This window comes from Chloroflexus aurantiacus J-10-fl (assembly GCF_000018865.1).
GTDB lineage: Bacteria > Chloroflexota > Chloroflexia > Chloroflexales > Chloroflexaceae > Chloroflexus > Chloroflexus aurantiacus.
Genome location: NC_010175.1, coordinates 53,522 through 71,897 on the forward strand (window position 1 = coordinate 53,522; position 18,376 = coordinate 71,897).

The window sequence follows — 18,376 nt, forward strand, 5'->3', positions numbered from 1 at the left end:
GGCTGGTTTGCCCGCACAGCATCGAAATATTATGGTCAGCCAACGAGATTTGCGCATAATGGGTTGACGCTAACTCGATACAGGCAGGAGTCATCGGCAATGTCCGCTCCTGCCTGCCTCGATCAGACCGGCATCCTCTGAAATCCAACTTAGTACTCCCTCCCTCACCCCCATTTTGCGCCTGCGCAACCTTATGCTACAATCAGCCCTGTCAGATCGATATTCCATACTCTTTGCCATATCAGGAGGTTTATTGTGAGTGTAAAAAAGATCGGCATTCTCGTCGGTCGTGAGTGGTCGTGGCCACCGGCATACATCGAAGAGGTCAATCGACGTAACGCCGGGGTACGGGCTGAGTTCATCAAGTTGGGTGGAACCCGCATGGCTGAATTCTGCGATTACGACGTAATCATCGACCGCATCAGCCATGAGATTCCCTACTATCGCACCTTTCTCAAGACAGCAGCACTCAGCGGTACCCGGATTGTCAATAATCCGTTCTGGTGGAGTGCCGACGACAAGTTCTTCGGTGCCTCACTTGCCACCGCTCTCGGCATTCCCCATCCGCGCACAGTAGCCTTGCCTTCGCACTCCTACATCGAAGGCATCGTCGAGGAGTCGCTGCGCAATCTGCAATACCCCATTCCGTGGAAAGAGCACGTCGACTATGTTGGCGGCTTTCCGGTGATTCTCAAACCAGCCTGGGGTGGTGGGTTCAAAAAGGTGTACAAAGTCCATTCGTATGAGGAGCTGTGGCGGGCGTACAACGAGACCGGCATCGAGTGCATGATGCTGCAAGAGTACATCGCCTGGGAGAAGTATGTGCGCTGTATTGTGATCGGTCGCCGCCATATCATGACGATCAAGTTCGACGCCAATGCACCCTGGCCGCACCGCTATTTCCGTGATGACAATTACCTCACGCCTGAGGAGGGGCTTCAGGTGGTCGAAGGTGCGCTCAAGTTGAACCAGGCCCTTGGCTACGACATGAACACGGTTGAGTTCGCCATCCGTAACGGTGTGGCTTATGCTATCGACTTCACGAATCCAGCGCCCGATTTTGATGTCAACTCACTAACGCCCCACTACTTCGACTGGGTGGTGCGCACAATGGCCGATTTCACTATCGAGCTGGCCTTGCAGGGACGAGCCAAACCGGAAGAGTTTGCCTGGCATCGCCTCCTCAACGGCCCGATGGCACCGGCCACCAGCCCCTCGGCACCGGTAACAACCGACTCGGCCAACAACGACCCACCGGCTGCAGAAGCATCAGCTACGCCCAAACGGCGGCGCACGACACGGAAGAAGACAGCCGAAGAGCCATCATAATTGCAGCGTGCGTTAATGTGTTGTGCCAGAACGATCATCAATAGAGGTGTGAAATTATGACCCTCGCCCAGGCAATTGCCGACTATCACGCTTTGCTTGAACCGACGCTGGCGGTCGAGTCGTGGCAGCGACTAACCGCAGAGATGCGTGCTCGCCGGCTGTATTTTGGTGAACGGCCACTGGCAACCGTCCTCCGGCCACGCCTGATCACCGCCTCGCAGTATGAACTTCTCCGTCGTGGAACGCAGCAGGTTGCTGAAGCGGCACGTGCCATTGTAGCGGCTGCCCTCGACTCGTCGGAAGCCGGCCAGGCCGTGCGTGAAGTATTGATGCTCACGCCCCTTGAAGAACGTCTGATCGAGATGCATCCGGGCTATCTCGAACCGAGTGCTCATTCGCGGATGGACACCTTCCTGACCGTGGATGGGTCATCGTTGCAGTTTGTCGAGTACAACGCCGAGAGTCCGGCGGCAATTGCCTATGAAGATCTGCTGGCGCAGGCATTTCTGGCGATGCCGGTGATGCAAGAATTTGCCAAACGCTATCCAATTCTGCCCTTACCGGCTCGCCAGTATCTATTGCGCACATTGCTCGATTGCTGGCGAGCGGCGGGCAGCCCCGGTCACGAGCCACAAGTGGCTATTGTTGACTGGCACGGTGTACCAACAGCGACCGAGTTCGAGATGTTTCGCCAGTATTTTGTTGAGCACGGCCTGCCAGCCGTCATATGTGCCCCCCAGGACCTCAGCTTCCGCGATGGTCAATTGCTGGCCCCCACCCCTGATGGTGGTGAAATGCCGGTCACCATTGTGTTCAAGCGGGTGCTAACCAGCGAATTCCTTACTCACTACGGTGAAGAGGCACTATCCCATCCGCTGGTACAGGCGTATGCTGCCGGTGCCTGCGTGATTGTCAATTCATTCCGGGCCAAACTGCTGCACAAAAAATCGCTCTTTGCACTGCTATCCGACGAGCGCTTCCACGATCCGTTGAGCGCTGATCAGCGGGCAGCAGTGGCGGCCCACGTGCCCTGGACGCGCGTCGTGCGACCGGGAACAACCACGTACCAGGGCGAACAGATCGATCTCCTATCCTTCGCGCGTGCCAATCGCGAACGGTTGTTGTTGAAGCCGAACGATGAATATGGTGGCAAAGGGATTACGATTGGCTGGGAGGTCAGCGCCGACGAATGGGATGCCGCCCTGCAAGCGGCACTCAGCTCGCCGTTTGTGGTGCAAGAGCGGGTGACTATCGCCTACGAGCCGTACCCCGCCTTGATCGATGGCAAAGTGGTGATTGGCGAGCGTCTGGTTGATAGTGATCCCTTCCTGTTCGGAACAGAGGTGAATGGCTGTTTGTGCCGCCTCTCAACTGTGACGCTGTTGAATGTGACTGCCGGCGGCGGCAGTACCGTTCCGGTCTTCATCATTGACGAGTAAACGCAACGCAGGAGTCGGTGATGCTGGTCTACGACGCGCTTGGCCGGGAGATCGAGCTGGCAGGAACACCACAACGAATCGTGTCGCTTGTGCCGAGTGTAACTGAGTGGTTGTTCAGCGTTGGTGCCGGCGAGCGCGTGATTGGCATCACCGACTACTGTATCGAACCGGCGGCAGCACTCCAGCATCTACCCCGGCTCCGCGGCACCAAAAATCCTGATCGAGCGGCAATCATTGCGCTTCAGCCCGATCTGATCATCGCCGAACAGGAAGAAAACCGGGAACGCGATGTACAGGCACTGACAGCAGCCGGCCTGGCAGTGTATGTCACCGCAATTCGGAGTGTCGCCGACGCAATGACGCAACTGGCGGCGCTGGCCGAGGTGCTGGACGTAACAGATGGTGCTGCACCGATCACTCAGGCCATCGAACAGACAGTGACTGCACCGCCACCTCCCTCCCGACGAGTCCTGGCCCTGATCTGGCGCGATCCGTGGATGGCTATCGGGCGCGACACCTACGCCGGTGACTTGCTTCGCCTGAGCGGTGGGTTCAACGTCGCGGCCACGTTACCCGGACGCTATCCACGGGCAGCGCTGGCCGACTTTCTGGCCCTCGATCCCGACATTATCTTGTTGCCCAATGAACCATACCCGTTCAGCGAACGCGACCTGCCGGCATTCAACGCCGTAGCATATCGTGGCCGGATCGTGCTGTGTGATGGGATGGCGTTGACCTGGCCCGGCCCACGCACAGCCACTGCCATCACAACATTTCGGCGCATTCTGGAGCAGACTACATGAACCCATTCATCCGGTTGCGCGAAGCGGTGATCGATACCGTATTGAGCATAAACGAGCAGCAGGTGCTCAATGCCGGCACCGGAACCGTACCTGCACCTACCGACGACGGCGTAGCCCTGGCAGCCGCGCTCAGGCAGGCGATGCAGCAATTCAAAGCCCAGGCCATGGATGAAGAAGGGAAGCTGGTGGCGTATCAGCGCCTGCGCAACGATCCGGCGTACCTTGCCTACCGTTCAGAACTAACCCCACAACTGCAACGGTTTGATCCGGCGTCACTTCCTGATCGCGCCACTCGTCTCGCCTTCTGGATCAACCTGTACAACGCCCTGGTGATAGATGCGGTGATCGCCTTTGGCATCACAACCAGCGTCGCCGATCAATGGTCGGGCTTACGCTTCTTTCGAGCGGCTGCCTACCAGATCGGTGGTCTACGCTGTTCACTCGACGACATCGAACACGGTATTCTACGCGCCAATCGCGGCCACCCCTTCATTCCCGGCCCACAATTTGCCGCCAGCGATCCACGGCTAGGCTGGATCATCGATCCACCAGATCCACGCATCCACTTTGCGCTCAACTGCGCCAGCCTCTCGTGTCCGCCGATTGGGGTATATCGCGCAGAACAGATAGACCAGCAACTCGACCTGGCGCTGCGCGCCTTCGTAGCCGCCGATGTAGCAATTGACCCGACGCGCGCCGAGATTCATCTGTCACGCATTTTTGACTGGTACCGGGAAGATTTTGGGGGAACGGATGGGATTATTCAACTCTTACGACAGGCACTCCCCGCCGACGAACGACGCGCCTGGCTCTTGCAGGCACGACAGGCCCGTCTCATCTACCGCCCATACGACTGGCGATTGAACCTGGCCTGAAGGAGCGGCTATGACCGACGACTGGCGCAAGCAGTCACTCAAAGAATTGTACCGCCTGACCGGACAGATCTTCTCGCAGATACCGGCACTGGCCCGGCTATGGGGCAGCGCGTACCGGGCGCTCAACTTCGACGAAATTCCGTTCACACCATTCCGCAAACCCCTGCATGAGGCTCGACTGGCCCTGATCACGACCGGCGGGGTACATCTGCGGGATCAGCCACCGTTCGACATGGCCGATCCCCGTGGCGACCCGACCTACCGCCGCATTCCGGCCACAACCCCGCTGAGCGATCTGACCATCACCCACGACTACTACGATCACAGCGACGCCGAGCGCGATCTCAACATCCTCTTCCCGCTCGACCTGGTGCGCACACTGGTACAGCGCGGCATCATCGGCAGCCTCGCCGATTGCTACGGCTTCATGGGCCATATCGAACCACCCCACCTGACGACACTGCTGCAACAGACGGCACCGGAAGTAGCAACGTTCCTCAAACAAGAACAGGTTGACGCCGTACTCCTCACCCCGGCTTGAGGGTTATGCAATCAGTCCGTGGGACTGATCGCACGCATCATCGAAGCAGCCGGCATCAGCACAGTCTGCATCGTCAGCCTGAAACCGATTGCCGAACAGGTACGACCGCCGCGCACCCTGCACCTGGCCTGGCCATTCGGCCATCCGCTGGGTGAACCGGGCAACCGCGCCCAACAGCTCTCTGTCCTCCACGCCGCACTCCAGGCCCTGGCAACCGCCGAACCGGGAGCCATCATCGAACCGGGCTGGCGCTGGCGACGGGAAATCTACACACCACCACCTGACTGGCTGGGTGAGGGGAAAGAGAGGCTATAAATCATCACACCTGCATTGTGTCCAACAAAAACGTATGTTATCCTGAAACCACATACAACAACTCGGTGGCAAGGTACACATCGAATGGTAAACAAAGATCATCCACTCAGTATTGGACGCACTATTCGTCATGCAATCTTCTTCAATGCCAGAAACTGGCAAAGCGGACGACCGATCATGGATGAATTACTGCAATCGGTTAACGAACTATTCGCAATGCTAACGGAACGAAATGTCAGATACACATTAGTTGGCGGTATTGCCATGCTCCAGTACATTCAGGGGAGAAATACAGAAGATATTGACATTGTCATAAGTATCACCTCGCTACGCAAACTCCCAGAAGTCACTATCACCCAAAAAGACATATTCTTCGCAAGAGGCATGTACCGACAACTGCAAATCGATTTTCTTTTAACAAAAAATCCATTATTTGCTCATATCCAGAAACATCACGTTGTTGAACTGCCATTTGCTGAGCGAACTATCCCAACAGCAACAGTACGTGGATTAATCTTGCTCAAATTATACGCCTTACCATCACTCTACCGACAGGGTGATTTTGCCCGCGTAGGACTCTACGAAAACGATATTGCAACGCTCATGTTCGCCTACGCCCCACCCATCGACGACATCTTGCACGAACTGAGTGCATTTATCAGCCAGCCAGATCGGGATATTGCCCAGGGGATTGTTCATAATCTGGAGCAGCGTATTCTGCGCTTCAAGGCGTTGAGAGGATAGAGCGTACAACGGCACGGCTGATGCAGCAGCGTGGCTGCGCCACTCCACACTACGCGATACAGTCAAGCAAGGCCGAAAACGGCATCCTCAACGGGAGTTTTTCCTTCTTTTGTATTGCATAATTAAGAAATTTCACGGTCAATATCCATTAGCCTGTGCTGCCGTAAGGCACTACAACGGCTCGTCCATAAGCAGAGGAATAAACCCCGGCTCTAGGCCAATTCCCCCTTTGAGAAACTATATATGCAATATATTTGCAGGGAATCGGTATAGATTTCAGCCAAAAGCATGACTTTAATCTCCCAGTGTAAAGTACTCTGGTTGTCGAACACAACATGTCACCACTAAAAACACGCTTTACCCTATTGACGAAATGCGATGCATTTGCTAATCTACACATTAGTAGAAATTTGTGTTTCTATAACTCCAGATTTCTACTAAAGGGCGGTTTTGTGATAGCGTGGAACCGCCCAAAATTGTTATCTAAACCCATGTAAAGGAAGGTCAAATGAAAAAAAGCAGCCCACCTTCTGCTGATCTTCCTTGCTACCCTGCAAGCCTGCGCTACCAGCGGCAGCCCTGACGGGGGCATGGAAGGTACAACCAACCCCACCACCGCCCCAACCGCACAACTCGCACCAGCCGAAGCCATCGACCCACGTCCGTTAGACACTGCCGGAATGGAAGAGTGTTCCATCATTTCAGATTCAGACCTGGAGTCTATCGTGAATTCTGTACCCATATACAGCCAACCCACTTATGCCGAATACGGCACACTAGGCTGTACGTACACGTTTGAAGGCGATAAAGACGTTTCGATCAGGATTGAGCTGGATAGTCCTGGCAGGCAAGTGTACGATAGCGTGATGCAATATGTTGACGTATCGGCAGACGCAGAACCGGTAAACATAGGAGACATTGCAGTCATCAAAGAAAAGGACGGGCTGGTCTCACTGGATGCGGTTCTCAATGGCTGGTATGTATCCCTATCGACACGTGGCTTTCCCCGCGCAAGCGCTTTGACACTCGCCCAATGGCTCACCGGGCGGCTCATTCCACGCCCTGACGACATCGTCGCGGAACAACCAACGGCCACTGCTCCAGGCCCTGTCTCCGGATCATTGATAGACATGCAAGTAACCATCGAAAGCCCGGCGGAAGCAGCCGGCGTCACCACCCTGGCGGAGATCAAAGCCATTGGCTTCATGGGATTTTCCATGTGTTCGAGGCCATATAATGTCCCATTCATTGTCGCCTTCAATGCACCCCCTGGTACACAGCCACCCACCCCTGTTGGAGTCTTCTCCATCACCGCCGAAGCAGGTGTCACCCCCGGCCAGCCCTCACCAGCGACGATCATCATTGGCATCGGGCCATCGGACGCAGCAGAAGAAACGTTGTGGCAAGGCACGATTGTAGTTGCCGCCGATGGAACGTCAGGCACGTTTGAAGTGCCAGGGCAAGTGAAAGTTCCTGGTCGTGCGTGTTTGCGCCGTGAGAGGGGTACAACGATTTCAGTGATCCTGGTCTGGCGTGGCATTGAAGCCTAACGCTGCCAATAAACAGGGAACTGTTTACAGTCGAATGGAGAAGTGGTAGTACGGTAACAGATCTTACGGCGACCAACGTGGAAGTCCGCGCACTATTGCTGTACGCTCTACCACTTCTTCAAGTCCAGCAAATGCCAGCTTTGGCCAATCGGCATGACGAAGATTGCAACCTAATGCCCGATGGATTTGCACCGCAAACCTTGGCTGAAACACATCAATCTGCGCATATCGCTGCCAGTAATCAATAATGGCTTCGCGACGGGCAAGCAAGATTGAGCGCGCTGGCAGGGCATCACGTTTTGTCTGATTGATGCGTGGGTGAGCTGGAAGCAGATTCCAGAGATCGTTATTACCCCAGACTGAATAGGGAATAACATGATCAACCTCGTAGCCATGCCCCAAACGCTGTCCGGTCCACACACAAAAAAGTTCGGGGCTACGGTTAAGCGCTTGACGCACCTCCTGCGTATCTCGTTCATGTAAAGGCTTTGCAACGAGCAGAGATAGATAACGTCCGGGATCTGCTGTTCGATTCAATTCATCGGTTAGATATGCCCACCGTAGCACGATACTATCTTCAATCCAATGGTTAAACCGACAAATATCAAGCCAAATATCAATCGGAACAGCAACCCAACCAAATGTATCACTTTTCCCTGGACGATAGCTAAAAATTGGGCTATGTATACTTCCAGAATAGGTAACCGGCCCCTTTCGGATAGTATTCGCAATCAGTTTGAGAATATCATCGTAACGATGTGGATCTTCTTCCAGTATTCGCAAGACATTGTAGAGTCCTGCTGCACCGCCAAGCTGTTTTGCCAGCGAGGTAATCGCCGGTCGAAAGGCTATTGGCTTCGGTGAGAGTGGATGTTCACCGCGAATTTGAGCAATAAACTCGCTACTTGTCAATAGTGGCCAATAGAAAATAAGCCACTGTGTTGCGATTGCCCGTAATAGAACATACACAACATCAGAAGACCACTCAACCAGGTTAAAAGCGTTACGCGCAATAATGCACAATGCTCGCAGGAGAGCGAGTTTATAGGTTGCTGTCTTGCGGTCGTGAGCCAACACGGACCCAACCCGTTCCAGACCACGTGAAACATCTCGATCACTCTTCTCCGCCACCATATTAAACCAGCGAATGGATGGCCGGTGCGGATCGGGCAGGTCTTCGGAGAATAAGATTTGTAATCCGCTCGATTCGAGGAGTAACATCAGGCGGGCGGGTGGGATGACGGTGTAGAGGCGGCCATCGTGTGCGCGTTCGCCCTCTGGCGGTGGGGTGCGGTACGAGACGATGAGCCGGCCACCGGGACGCAAGATGCGTGCCAGGTTGATTACAGCGCCAATGAGTTCAGCAGCCGGCAAGTGCATCAGTACGGCTACGCACAGGACGTTGTCGAAGCTGGCATCGGCGATCCCGGCCAGGTCGGGGAGTGCTCCCTGTCGTATTTCGATCCCGGCGTAGGCGGCACGGGCTTCGGCGATCATCCCCGCCGACGGCTCCAATCCAATTGCCTGGTAGCCGTGTTGGTTCAGCCAGGCCACGTCGCGCCCACTGCCACTGCCAATGTCAATCGTGGGCCGACCGGGGTGAAAGAAGGTCTCCACCAGCCGATAAATGGCCGTTGGCTGGAGATGCCGTTGAAACGCTGCCTGTTCACGGGCCAGTTGATCGTAGCTGCGAATGGTTTCTGCATCGGCCATAGCAACCTGAATTTGTGATCACGACCTGTGATGCTTTTCGCCAAAAAGACGGTAATTCAGCACTGGAAAGATGGAGTCGTGGCTCTCGATCTGCTCCAGTGCGAAGAGGTCTGTTGCACTAAGCGATTCCTGACGGGCAAGGAGCAGAAGGTGATCAAAGCGATCAAGATACCGTTGCCAACCGGGATCACTCTCCATCAGCCAGTCACTCATCTCAGCCAGCAATAGCTCACGCGCCGCCTGGGTTAAGACTCGTTCACGCAAGCCTTCAGCAGCCGGATAGTAGGTCACCAGTTCGGCAAAACGACGTTCGGCCTCATACAATGACTGCCGGTAATGGTCGGTGAATGGCGATTGCCAGGAGGTCGCAGATGCGTCTGCCTGCGCTGTAGCCTGTAGGACAACCGTATCATTGCTGGAGAGATGGTGCAGTAGACTACCCGGCTGGGTCAGACGCAGACGGGGATCGGTGGCACAGCGTGTTAATACTGCCTGCAACCAGGTAGGCCCCTCAAACCAGTTCCTGCTCCAAAGCCGTGCATCTATCGGTACTACCAGCGTTGTCTCTGATGGAAGCTGGCTCAATCGGAAAAGCAATTGATCGACGAAGTGATTGGCATGTTCCTGGGCACGCCGTAGCGCATCATACGGATCGTATGGCTGCGGGGCATCGGCTCCATTGGCGGTATAACCGGTTGGATCGGCAGGGTTGCGGTAGAGCGGATCGCCAGGGTAACCCAGTTCCACCGACCAAATGTGGCGAGCGAGGTCAGCCTCTACCCCAATCGCAGCCAGCCGACGTGGTACAAGCCAGCCGGGTAGGTGACCGTGTTGGAGTTGGACATTGGAAGGATCGACGATCACATATCGTAGATCGAGTTCTAGAATAATGCGCTCTAACCCATCACGCCAGGCACTACCGGGCAGCCAGAGTCCTTCCGGTCGCTTGAGGTAGCGCGAGATGTAGAGCAAGCCGTGCTCAAGTTGGGCGCGAACCATGCCCTCGTGCCCAAGGAAAGGCAGGATTGCATAACTGGCTGGTACGCAGAGTGGGGTAATCAGCCCGGCTGCTACCAGCTCCTGAAGCCGGCCAAGCGGATTGCGCTGATAGCGGATGGTGAAACTACGCAGTAGTTGACGGTCCCAATCGAGGTAAAAACGGGCCAGATATGCCCCATGCTGGTTACCTTCGTGCTCGAAACGAGAGAGTTCGTTTTGGTGGTGGGTTATCCTCCCTTCCAGCCACTGCACAAAATGCTTGTGTACTACCGGATCACGCCATTGTTCCAGCGCAATCGGTGAGCAGGCCAGCGTGATGGACAGCGGGAGCGAGTGGCGCTGCAATTCACCAATGAGATCGAGCAGGGGGATAAGCGTGTGAGCCGTGAATGCGTGCAGTCGCTCCTCCCCAATCGGTTGACGTCCGGGATGACGGAGATATGGAACATGCACTTCTATCACAAATGCGATTGGCATTGCTTTCTCGCTTGTTGGTGAAGGCCGATCTGTAACCAATTCCTACGGATATACCGGTGTCACGACAATTGGTGTCGGGAAGGGTGTCTAGGTTGGCGTCGGCGAGACGGTCGGTGTTGCCGTTTCCGTTGGTGTCGGCGAGACGGTCGGTGTCGTTGTCTCGGTTGGCGTCGGCGAGACGGTCGGTGTTGCCGTTTCCGTTGGTGTCGGCGAGACGGTCGGTGTCGTTGTCTCGGTTGGCGTCGCCGTCTCCGTCGGTGTTGCCGTCTCGGTTGGCGTCGCCGTCTCGGTTGGTGTCGCCGGTTCCGTCGGTGTTAGCGAGACGGTTGGTGTCACCGTCTCCGTCGGTGTCGCTGTGACGGTTGGAGTCGGTGACGGCGGGGGCGGCGGTGGTGGTGGCGGTGGTGAAGTTGGCGGTACGGGTGTTGGTAGTACCGGTGTCGGCGTTGGCTCGACCGATGGTGTCAGGGTCGGCGTTAGCGTTGGTACGGCAGTAAAGGTTGCAGTAGCTGTCGGTAGTGGCACAGCGAGCGTCGGTGATGGCCCAGCCGGAACGATTGGAGTTGGCGTCGGAGCATCACTGTCATCAAAGTTGCGCATAATCAGCACCACAAGTGCGCCAACAATAATAAAAAGTAAACCGCCGATAATGAAAAATGGCCATTGATCCGAGCGATTATTACGAGGTTTTGGCTCTGCTACGGCAGGTTCTGGCAGATGACGTCGTGGTATCACTGGTGCTGGCGGCAGTGGTGTTGCCCGCTGGTCTTGATTAACCGCCAGGCCGTCCGGTTGTTTGGGTTGTCTGCTGGCTGTGGGGGTTGAGGATAGAAGTGGTGGCGCGACCGGTTTGGGAGTCGCTGAAGATTGTACCAGTCCCGGAATAGTTGACTCTACTTGCAACGAGGGATTCAACAGCGCCACCAGCTCGGCAGTTGTTGCCGGTACGATTCCGTTCCGTTCCGCAATATCACGCAGGGCAGCAATGAATGCTGCACCGGTCTGAAACCGTCGTTCTGGACGCTTGGCCAACGCCCGCGTCAGTACCAAATCAAGGTCAGTCGGTAAATCAGGGGCAAATGAGGTGATAGGTGGCGGTGGTAACTGAGCATGGGCAACGATCAATTGAGGCGTGGCACCACTAAACGGTACACGACCGGCAATGATCTCATACGCAACTACCGCTAATGAGTAGAGATCACTACGACCATCAACCCGCCGGGCTTCAGCCTGTTCAGGTGAGATATACTCTGGTGTGCCCATAAACACACCGGTGCGGGTCAATCGTTGTTCATCAGCCTCAGGCGTTTGCGCAATGCCGAAATCGGTTAATACCACCCGCCCGTTACGGTCGATCAAAATATTGTGCGGTTTGACATCACGATGAACGGCACCGGCCTGATGAGCATAATCGAGGGCAAGCGCGATTGGTTCAAGAATAGCAATAGCGTATTTCAGGCCGAGTGAACCGTATTGCTCGAGGATCGCGTGCAACGGCCGGCCATCAATATACTCCATTGCAATGTAGTGCAGTCCCTGATCTTCACCAATGTCGTAAACCGTTACGATGTGAGGATGGCGCAGATTGGCTGCCGTGCGGGCCTCGCGCTCAAAGCGCTTGATGAACTCTGCGTCCATGCTTAGTTGCGCGGCCAGCACTTTCAGGGCAACGATCCGTTGAAGTTGTGTATCACGGGCGCGATACACTCGTGCCATGCCGCCGCGGCCAAGCTCTTCGATCAATTCGTAGCGACCGATTCGCCGTCCGCTTCCACCAGTCACCAGTATCTCCAATCACCTACTATCGCTGTCGTGTGCGATCATGTCTGCCACAAGCGAAAATGCCATGGTATAATCAGCAAGGTTAAATCGATTGTACCATATCGCATTCGCGCATTCAAAGCTCTGGAGGCTGGTGAACGATGCAATCCGCTCCCGCCCCCCAATTGATCGTCAAACGAAGCAACGGCGATTACCGCGAAATAGTGTGGGATCAACCGGTCATTACCGTTGGCCGTGATGGTGCCAATGACATTATTATCGATCACCCACTCGCATCCCGACGCCACGCACGATTTGAACGGACTGACGAAGGTTTTTTTATCCGTGATCTTGATAGTACCAACGGCACATTTCTTAACCAGGAACGATTGATCGGCACGCGCAGCCTGCATCACTCCGATCAAATTATGATTGCCGATACGGTTATTATTTTTAACGACCCGGCAGCAACGATGAAGGGAACCCTTGATCCAACACTGTTACGAGCGGTACGCGCTGAAATCCGGGTGGATGAACCAACAAAGTCGGTCTATATTCGCGGTGAGCTGTTATCACCGCCGCTCACCGTGAAAGAGTTTCAGTTACTGGCGTTGCTCTATCGCCGGCAAGGCGAAGTTGTCAGTAAGGAAGAGATCGCCAATCAGGTATGGGATTACGCGATCTTTGATTACAATGCCATTGATGCACTCGTCTATCGCTTGCGGCAGCGCATTGAGCCAGATCCGTCAAAACCAAGGTATCTGATTACCCAGCGCGGTTTTGGTTATAAGCTAATTGTAGCGCCTGAACTTGAGTCATAAGCGTGAGTTGTCAGACTGGAGTGGAATCACGTAATGAAAGGTATAACGCTAACCGCCCCTAAGCGATTGCGCGGTGTGATCGAGGTACCGGGCGATAAGTCGATTTCGCATCGGTCAGTGTTGTTCAATGCCATCGCTACGGGCAGTGCCCACATCACCCATTTCCTGCCTGGCGCTGATTGTCTCTCGACGGTTGCGTGTATCCGGGCATTAGGCGTGACGGTAGAACAACCCGCCGAACGCGAGTTGATCGTCCATGGTGTCGGGTTAGGTGGCTTACGAGAACCGGCTGACGTGCTTGATTGTGGAAATTCCGGTACCACCCTGCGCCTGCTGGCCGGCTTGCTGGCGGGCCATCCGTTTTTCAGTGTCTTGACCGGTGATGCCTCATTGCGTTCACGGCCACAACGCCGAATCGTCGTCCCGTTGCGGGCAATGGGTGCGCAGATCGATGGCCGTGACGATGGTGATCGGGCACCACTGGCGATTCGAGGTAACCGACTGCGTGGTGGCCATTATGAGTTGTCAATTGCTTCAGCACAGGTGAAATCAGCGTTGTTACTGGCAGCGTTGAATGCTGAACAACCCTTAACACTGACCGGACGCATAGATTCGCGTGATCATACCGAACGTATGCTGGCAGCAATGGGGTTGGAGATTACCGTTACTGCGGATCAGATCACGATCCAGCCACCATCAGAGGCAACTGCCCCCACTGCGCTCTCGCTGCGTGTCCCCGGCGATCCCTCATCAGCAGCATTCTGGTGGGTAGCGGCTGCCATCCATCCCGATGCTGAACTGGTGACGCCCGGCGTTTGCCTGAATCCGACCCGGATTGGGGCGATAGAGGTTTTGCAAGCGATGGGGGCCGACCTTACTGTTATGAATGAACGACTGGAAGGAAGCGAACCGGTCGGCGATGTTGTTGTGCGTTCTTCATCACTGCGCGGCACAACGATTGCGGGTACGTTGATTCCGCGCTTAATCGATGAAATTCCCGTGCTGGCAGTTGCTGCGGCCTGTGCTAGTGGTGAAACAGTGATTCGTGATGCGCAGGAGCTACGGGCCAAAGAAACCGACCGCATCGCGACGGTGGCTGCCGGCCTGAGTGCAATGGGCGCAGTCGTTGAACCAACCGCTGATGGTATGGTGATTGTCGGGCAGCCGGGGCAACTCCAGGGTACGACACTCAATAGTTTTCATGACCACCGGCTGGCAATGGCCTGGGCGATTGCCGCAATGGTAGCTCGTGGTGAGACAACGATTCTTGAACCGGCTGCGGCTGCGGTAAGCTATCCCGAATTCTGGCAGACGCTGGCTATGGTACAGGAGGCCGCATGAACGATGGCTTTACCTTTACCGTTGAGATCTTCACACCAACGCTGCTCTGTACTGGTAGTTACACGCTTCCAATGTACCGTAGAGTCAGCGATGCGCTCAACAATCGGCTCAGCCGGTTTGTGAATCTGCACGACGTCAGTATCGCTCCGCTCTGGCGACCGCAACAGGCTCAGCGGGTACAGCATGCGCTGGTCGCCTGGGGGGATGCGTTGCTGGTAGCAGTCCTGGCCGAACCTGAACCGCCACCTGATTACCATCCGGTTGCTCCCCCACGGGAAACCCATCCGGTCATGTTTTTCACGGCAGAGTTTGCTGTGCGCGCCGAGATGTATAAGCGCCCAGACATGGATCTGGAAGAGATGCTGAGCGGGCTGACCGATGATTTTATTCCGCTCCGCAATGTGACGATCTTTCCGATCAATGGCGGCGCACCGCTTCACCGTTCGTTCGTTTGCCTGGCGCAACGCGCGATTCAAGTGCTCTACAGTGTGCGTGGCCATACACCGGCAGACCACCACTCTGAACCGCCAGCCGATACAACCGCGACAGTACCTGAGTCCAATACCAATGCTGAAGCCTGACTGAGAGGGAGACACTCCGTATGAGAATTTTAGTTACCGGTGGTGCCGGCTATATCGGCAGCATTACCAGCGCCGAGCTTATACGTGCCGGGCACGAGGTGATTGTTATCGATAATCTGTATCAGGGTCATCGGGCCGCAGTACCGCCAGAGGCCACCTTTATCCAGGCCGATCTCGCCAACCGGCAGGAGTTGAGCGAGATTTTTGCAGCGTACCCAGGCATTGACGGTATTATGCATTTTGCTTCGTATACGCTGGTTGGCGAAAGCATGGAAAAACCCATGCTGTATCTGCGTGATAATGTGACCAATGCGGGCAATCTGCTCGAAGTTGCGATTGCTGCCGGGGTGCGTCGCTTTATTCTCTCGTCCACGGCCAATCTGTTTGACCAGCCGGAGCGGATTCCGATTGCTGAACATGAACGGATTGTGCCCGGCTCACCTTACGGTGAGTCAAAGTTCTTTATTGAGCGGATGCTGCACTGGATGGCGCGTATTTACGGGATGCGCTACGCCTGTTTGCGTTACTTTAACGCCTGTGGCGATACGCCTGAACGAGGTGAGGATCACGACCCTGAAACCCATTTGATCCCAATCGTGTTGCAGGTAGCCCTCGGCCAACGCCCACACGTCACGATTTTCGGTGATGATTACCCAACACGCGATGGCACCTGTGTCCGCGACTATATCCACGTGCTCGATCTGGCAAGTGCGCACATTCTGGCGATGGAGGCGCTTGATCGGCTGGGTGAGCGACGCTATAATCTGGGAAATGGACAGGGATTTACGGTGCGCGAAGTCATTGAAACGGCGCGCAAAGTTACCGGTCACCCAATCCCGGCAGTCGTAGGCCCGCGTCGACCAGGCGATCCGGCAGTACTGGTGGCTTCTTCCGAGACGATTCGGGCTGAGCTGGGCTGGCAACCACGATTTCCTGATCTGGAGTCGATCATCGCATCGGCCTGGGAATGGCACCGCACACATCCACACGGATATGACGACTAATCCTGTTTCGGTACCCAGCCTGCCGCGTTTCTACGGTCACTACGAGGTCGAGCAGCAAATTGGGCGCGGCGAGTCGAGCCGTGTCTTCCGCGCCCATCACCGTCAGATCAAAGAGCATAAGGTTGCGCTGAAGGTGCTGTTGAGCCAGGAGGCGGCACGCATTAAGCGTTTCGAGCAGGAGGCGCAAATTGCTGCTCGTCTCCGGCATCCCCATATCTCGCGCTTGCTCGATTACGGCATCCAAAATCCGTTTCACTACGCAGTCTTTGAATATATCCCCGGCAGCTCGTTGCGCGATCTGATCAAGGGCCACGATCAGCGCTTGCCGCCTGATCAGGTGATGGCATATTTTCAGCAGATAGCCGATGCCCTCGATTACGCACATAGCCTCGACATCATCCATCGCGATCTTTCGCCGGGTAATATCCTGATTGATACAGAGAACCATAAAGCTTATTTGATTGACTTTGGGATTGCACGCAACCCCGATCAGTCGTTGACATCGACAAATGTGACGATGGGGACGCCGGGCTTCATCGCGCCGGAATGTATGCATTCGGCAACAAATGCCACCCATCTGTCTGACATTTTCAGCCTGGGGGTGATCCTCTTTCTCATGCTGACCGGTGAGAAGCCGTGGTACGAAATGCCGCAGCCGGGCAGTTCACTCGATCCTTTCTTGCGTATCCGGACACTGGCCGATACCGGGGTGAAGCTCCCCAGTGAGGTTGATCGCATCATTCGGGTTATGCTGGCATTTGAACCTGCTCATCGCTACACGAGTGCCGGGGCAGCGGCCATTGATTTTGTCGCGGTGATGCAGCGTCATTTGAGTGTCACGCAAATCCAGAGCAGTGAGCCGGTCAAAGTCGATCAGACCGCAACCCGGCGTAAGCACATTGTGCTCATCGAGCCGAATGAAGTGGAACTGGCCTTAAGTGGATCATTATTCCGTGAACCGCTCGAACGGGCATTAATGCGCGCCCGTCAGCTTGATGAAACGACAATTAAAAGCCTGATCGAGCAATGGGCGAAGAGACAACGTTTTTATCAACCTCACCTTGGGAGAATTGCCCAGATTCAGGATACGAAGCATCATAATGTCTTCTTCTTCCAACTGCGCCTGCTTATTGAACAGCGCCTGGATGCCGGAACAGAAGAGGAGCCTGATTCGCAGCAGAAACAGATTCCGCCACAACGTGAACTCGAACGCTGGCAGGTCGAGCTACCGCCACCAAAAGATTTTCAGAAACATCCTGGCGGGCGGGTGATCGTGCCGGGTTCCGAACGGGTTGTCACCTGTCCGTCTTGTAAAGGACACGGAGTGCATATCTGCGCGATGTGCAAGGGTAGTCGACGGGTTACAGTGACCGACCAGGCCGCGACAACAACAGAGAATGCTGCGGATTCATCATCGGTTGCCCGTCAACGTGTTGTCCCATGCCCGGAATGTCAGGGACGCGGTTCATTGCCCTGTAAGCGTTGTGACAGTTTCACTCGCGTCATCCAGCGCAAACTTATTGAGTGGTCGCGCTGGCCTGTGGAAGATCAGGCCCACACTGACTTGCCTGATGTTGATGAAATGTGGTTGCGCCGCACCTGTAAAGCCGAACTGGTTTACAAGAAGCGGGTGGATCGCATCCCGAAAGAATGGCTTGAGATCACTGAGATCAAAGAGATTTTAGAACAACGGCGAAAAAACCTCAACAACGATAGCCGTATCGTGTTGGCCGAGTTGCAGATTCATTTCATTCCTCTGACTGAAGTGACGTTAGATCTCGGTAAACAAGGGCCTGGAGAACGTCTTGCAATATACGGCTTCGAGCATAACATTCCACCCGACTGGCGGTTTCTGCATTGGGAGCGAATTATCTGTCTCAGTGTCATTGCCCTGCTGTCCATCTTTTTGATGATCAGCCTTGCTTTCATTATCAATGGCTGAGCGTGGGGTCAGGTGTACACCACAGAGGCACAGAGGCACAGAGGGCATAGAGGGATGAATTGGCGCAAGAATCGCCGGTATGACAGGCGTCGTAGGGGCACGGCATGCCGTGCTCCTACTCACTGGTGATACACCTGAACA

The 18,376-nt window shown here is 55.2% G+C and carries 16 protein-coding genes; 13 read left to right on the forward strand and 3 right to left on the reverse strand.

The window, feature by feature from the left end; genetic code table 11:
* Positions 1–255: 255 nt before the first annotated feature.
* The 8 genes from CAUR_RS00225 to CAUR_RS00260 all read left to right on the forward strand — a co-directional run bounded on the left by CAUR_RS00225 (position 256) and on the right by CAUR_RS00260 (position 7,596).
* Positions 256–1,329: an ATP-grasp domain-containing protein gene (locus CAUR_RS00225; RefSeq protein WP_012255955.1), complete on the forward strand. Its 1,074-nt coding sequence runs from the start codon at positions 256–258 to the stop codon at positions 1,327–1,329.
* 56 nt (positions 1,330–1,385) lie between these two features.
* Entirely contained in the window at positions 1,386–2,768 is a 1,383-nt protein-coding gene (locus CAUR_RS00230) for a hypothetical protein (RefSeq protein WP_012255956.1), read from the forward strand.
* Positions 2,769–2,788: 20 nt separating this feature from the next.
* A complete protein-coding gene (locus CAUR_RS00235) occupies positions 2,789–3,571 on the forward strand; it encodes a helical backbone metal receptor (protein WP_012255957.1) in 783 nt (260 codons plus the stop codon).
* Positions 3,568–4,446 carry a DUF547 domain-containing protein gene (locus CAUR_RS00240; protein ID WP_012255958.1) on the forward strand — a complete coding sequence of 293 codons (879 nt, stop codon included), beginning with the start codon at positions 3,568–3,570 and terminating at the stop codon, positions 4,444–4,446. The genes CAUR_RS00235 and CAUR_RS00240 overlap by 4 nt, the downstream gene beginning before the upstream one ends.
* 10 nt (positions 4,447–4,456) lie before the next feature.
* A complete protein-coding gene (locus CAUR_RS00245) occupies positions 4,457–4,987 on the forward strand; it encodes a glycine/sarcosine/betaine reductase selenoprotein B family protein (protein WP_012255959.1) in 531 nt (176 codons plus the stop codon).
* A gap of 18 nt (positions 4,988–5,005) precedes the next feature.
* Positions 5,006–5,302: a reductase gene (locus CAUR_RS00250; RefSeq protein WP_012255960.1), complete on the forward strand. Its 297-nt coding sequence runs from the start codon at positions 5,006–5,008 to the stop codon at positions 5,300–5,302.
* Between the two features lie 84 nt (positions 5,303–5,386).
* Positions 5,387–6,046 (forward strand): hypothetical protein, encoded by a 660-nt coding sequence (locus tag CAUR_RS00255; RefSeq protein WP_012255961.1) that lies wholly within the window; start codon positions 5,387–5,389, stop codon positions 6,044–6,046.
* Positions 6,047–6,636: 590 nt separating this feature from the next.
* Complete coding sequence (locus CAUR_RS00260; RefSeq protein WP_012255962.1) at positions 6,637–7,596, forward strand: hypothetical protein; 960 nt, start codon at positions 6,637–6,639, stop codon at positions 7,594–7,596.
* A gap of 63 nt (positions 7,597–7,659) precedes the next feature.
* Here the strand turns inward: CAUR_RS00260 and CAUR_RS00265 are convergent, their stop codons facing one another.
* From CAUR_RS00265 to CAUR_RS00275, 3 genes are all read right to left on the reverse strand, one after another.
* Positions 7,660–9,309 (reverse strand): class I SAM-dependent methyltransferase, encoded by a 1,650-nt coding sequence (locus tag CAUR_RS00265; RefSeq protein WP_012255963.1) that lies wholly within the window; start codon positions 9,307–9,309, stop codon positions 7,660–7,662.
* Between the two features lie 18 nt (positions 9,310–9,327).
* Complete coding sequence (locus CAUR_RS00270; RefSeq protein ID WP_012255964.1) at positions 9,328–10,785, reverse strand: 1,4-alpha-glucan branching protein domain-containing protein; 1,458 nt, start codon at positions 10,783–10,785, stop codon at positions 9,328–9,330.
* A gap of 87 nt (positions 10,786–10,872) precedes the next feature.
* The gene (locus CAUR_RS00275; protein ID WP_012255965.1) at positions 10,873–12,567 is read right to left on the reverse strand and encodes a serine/threonine-protein kinase; all 1,695 of its coding nucleotides are present in this window, start codon (positions 12,565–12,567) and stop codon (positions 10,873–10,875) included.
* Positions 12,568–12,707: 140 nt separating this feature from the next.
* Between CAUR_RS00275 and CAUR_RS00280 the strand changes: the two genes are divergently transcribed.
* Genes CAUR_RS00280 through CAUR_RS00300 form a run of 5 tightly spaced genes read left to right on the forward strand, consistent with a single transcriptional unit; the run spans position 12,708 to position 18,235 of the window.
* Complete coding sequence (locus CAUR_RS00280) at positions 12,708–13,367, forward strand: winged helix-turn-helix domain-containing protein (RefSeq protein WP_012255966.1); 660 nt, start codon at positions 12,708–12,710, stop codon at positions 13,365–13,367.
* Positions 13,368–13,400: 33 nt separating this feature from the next.
* A complete protein-coding gene (gene aroA / locus CAUR_RS00285) occupies positions 13,401–14,708 on the forward strand; it encodes a 3-phosphoshikimate 1-carboxyvinyltransferase (protein WP_012255967.1) in 1,308 nt (435 codons plus the stop codon).
* On the forward strand, positions 14,705–15,289 hold the full coding sequence (locus tag CAUR_RS00290; RefSeq protein ID WP_012255968.1) for a hypothetical protein: 585 nt from the start codon (positions 14,705–14,707) through the stop codon (positions 15,287–15,289). The genes aroA and CAUR_RS00290 overlap by 4 nt, the downstream gene beginning before the upstream one ends.
* Before the next feature lie 20 nt (positions 15,290–15,309).
* On the forward strand, positions 15,310–16,293 hold the full coding sequence (gene galE, locus CAUR_RS00295) for a UDP-glucose 4-epimerase GalE (protein ID WP_012255969.1): 984 nt from the start codon (positions 15,310–15,312) through the stop codon (positions 16,291–16,293).
* Positions 16,283–18,235, forward strand: coding sequence for a protein kinase domain-containing protein (locus tag CAUR_RS00300; RefSeq protein ID WP_012255970.1), 1,953 nt, complete (start codon positions 16,283–16,285; stop codon positions 18,233–18,235). The genes galE and CAUR_RS00300 overlap by 11 nt, the downstream gene beginning before the upstream one ends.
* Positions 18,236–18,376: the final 141 nt, after the last annotated feature.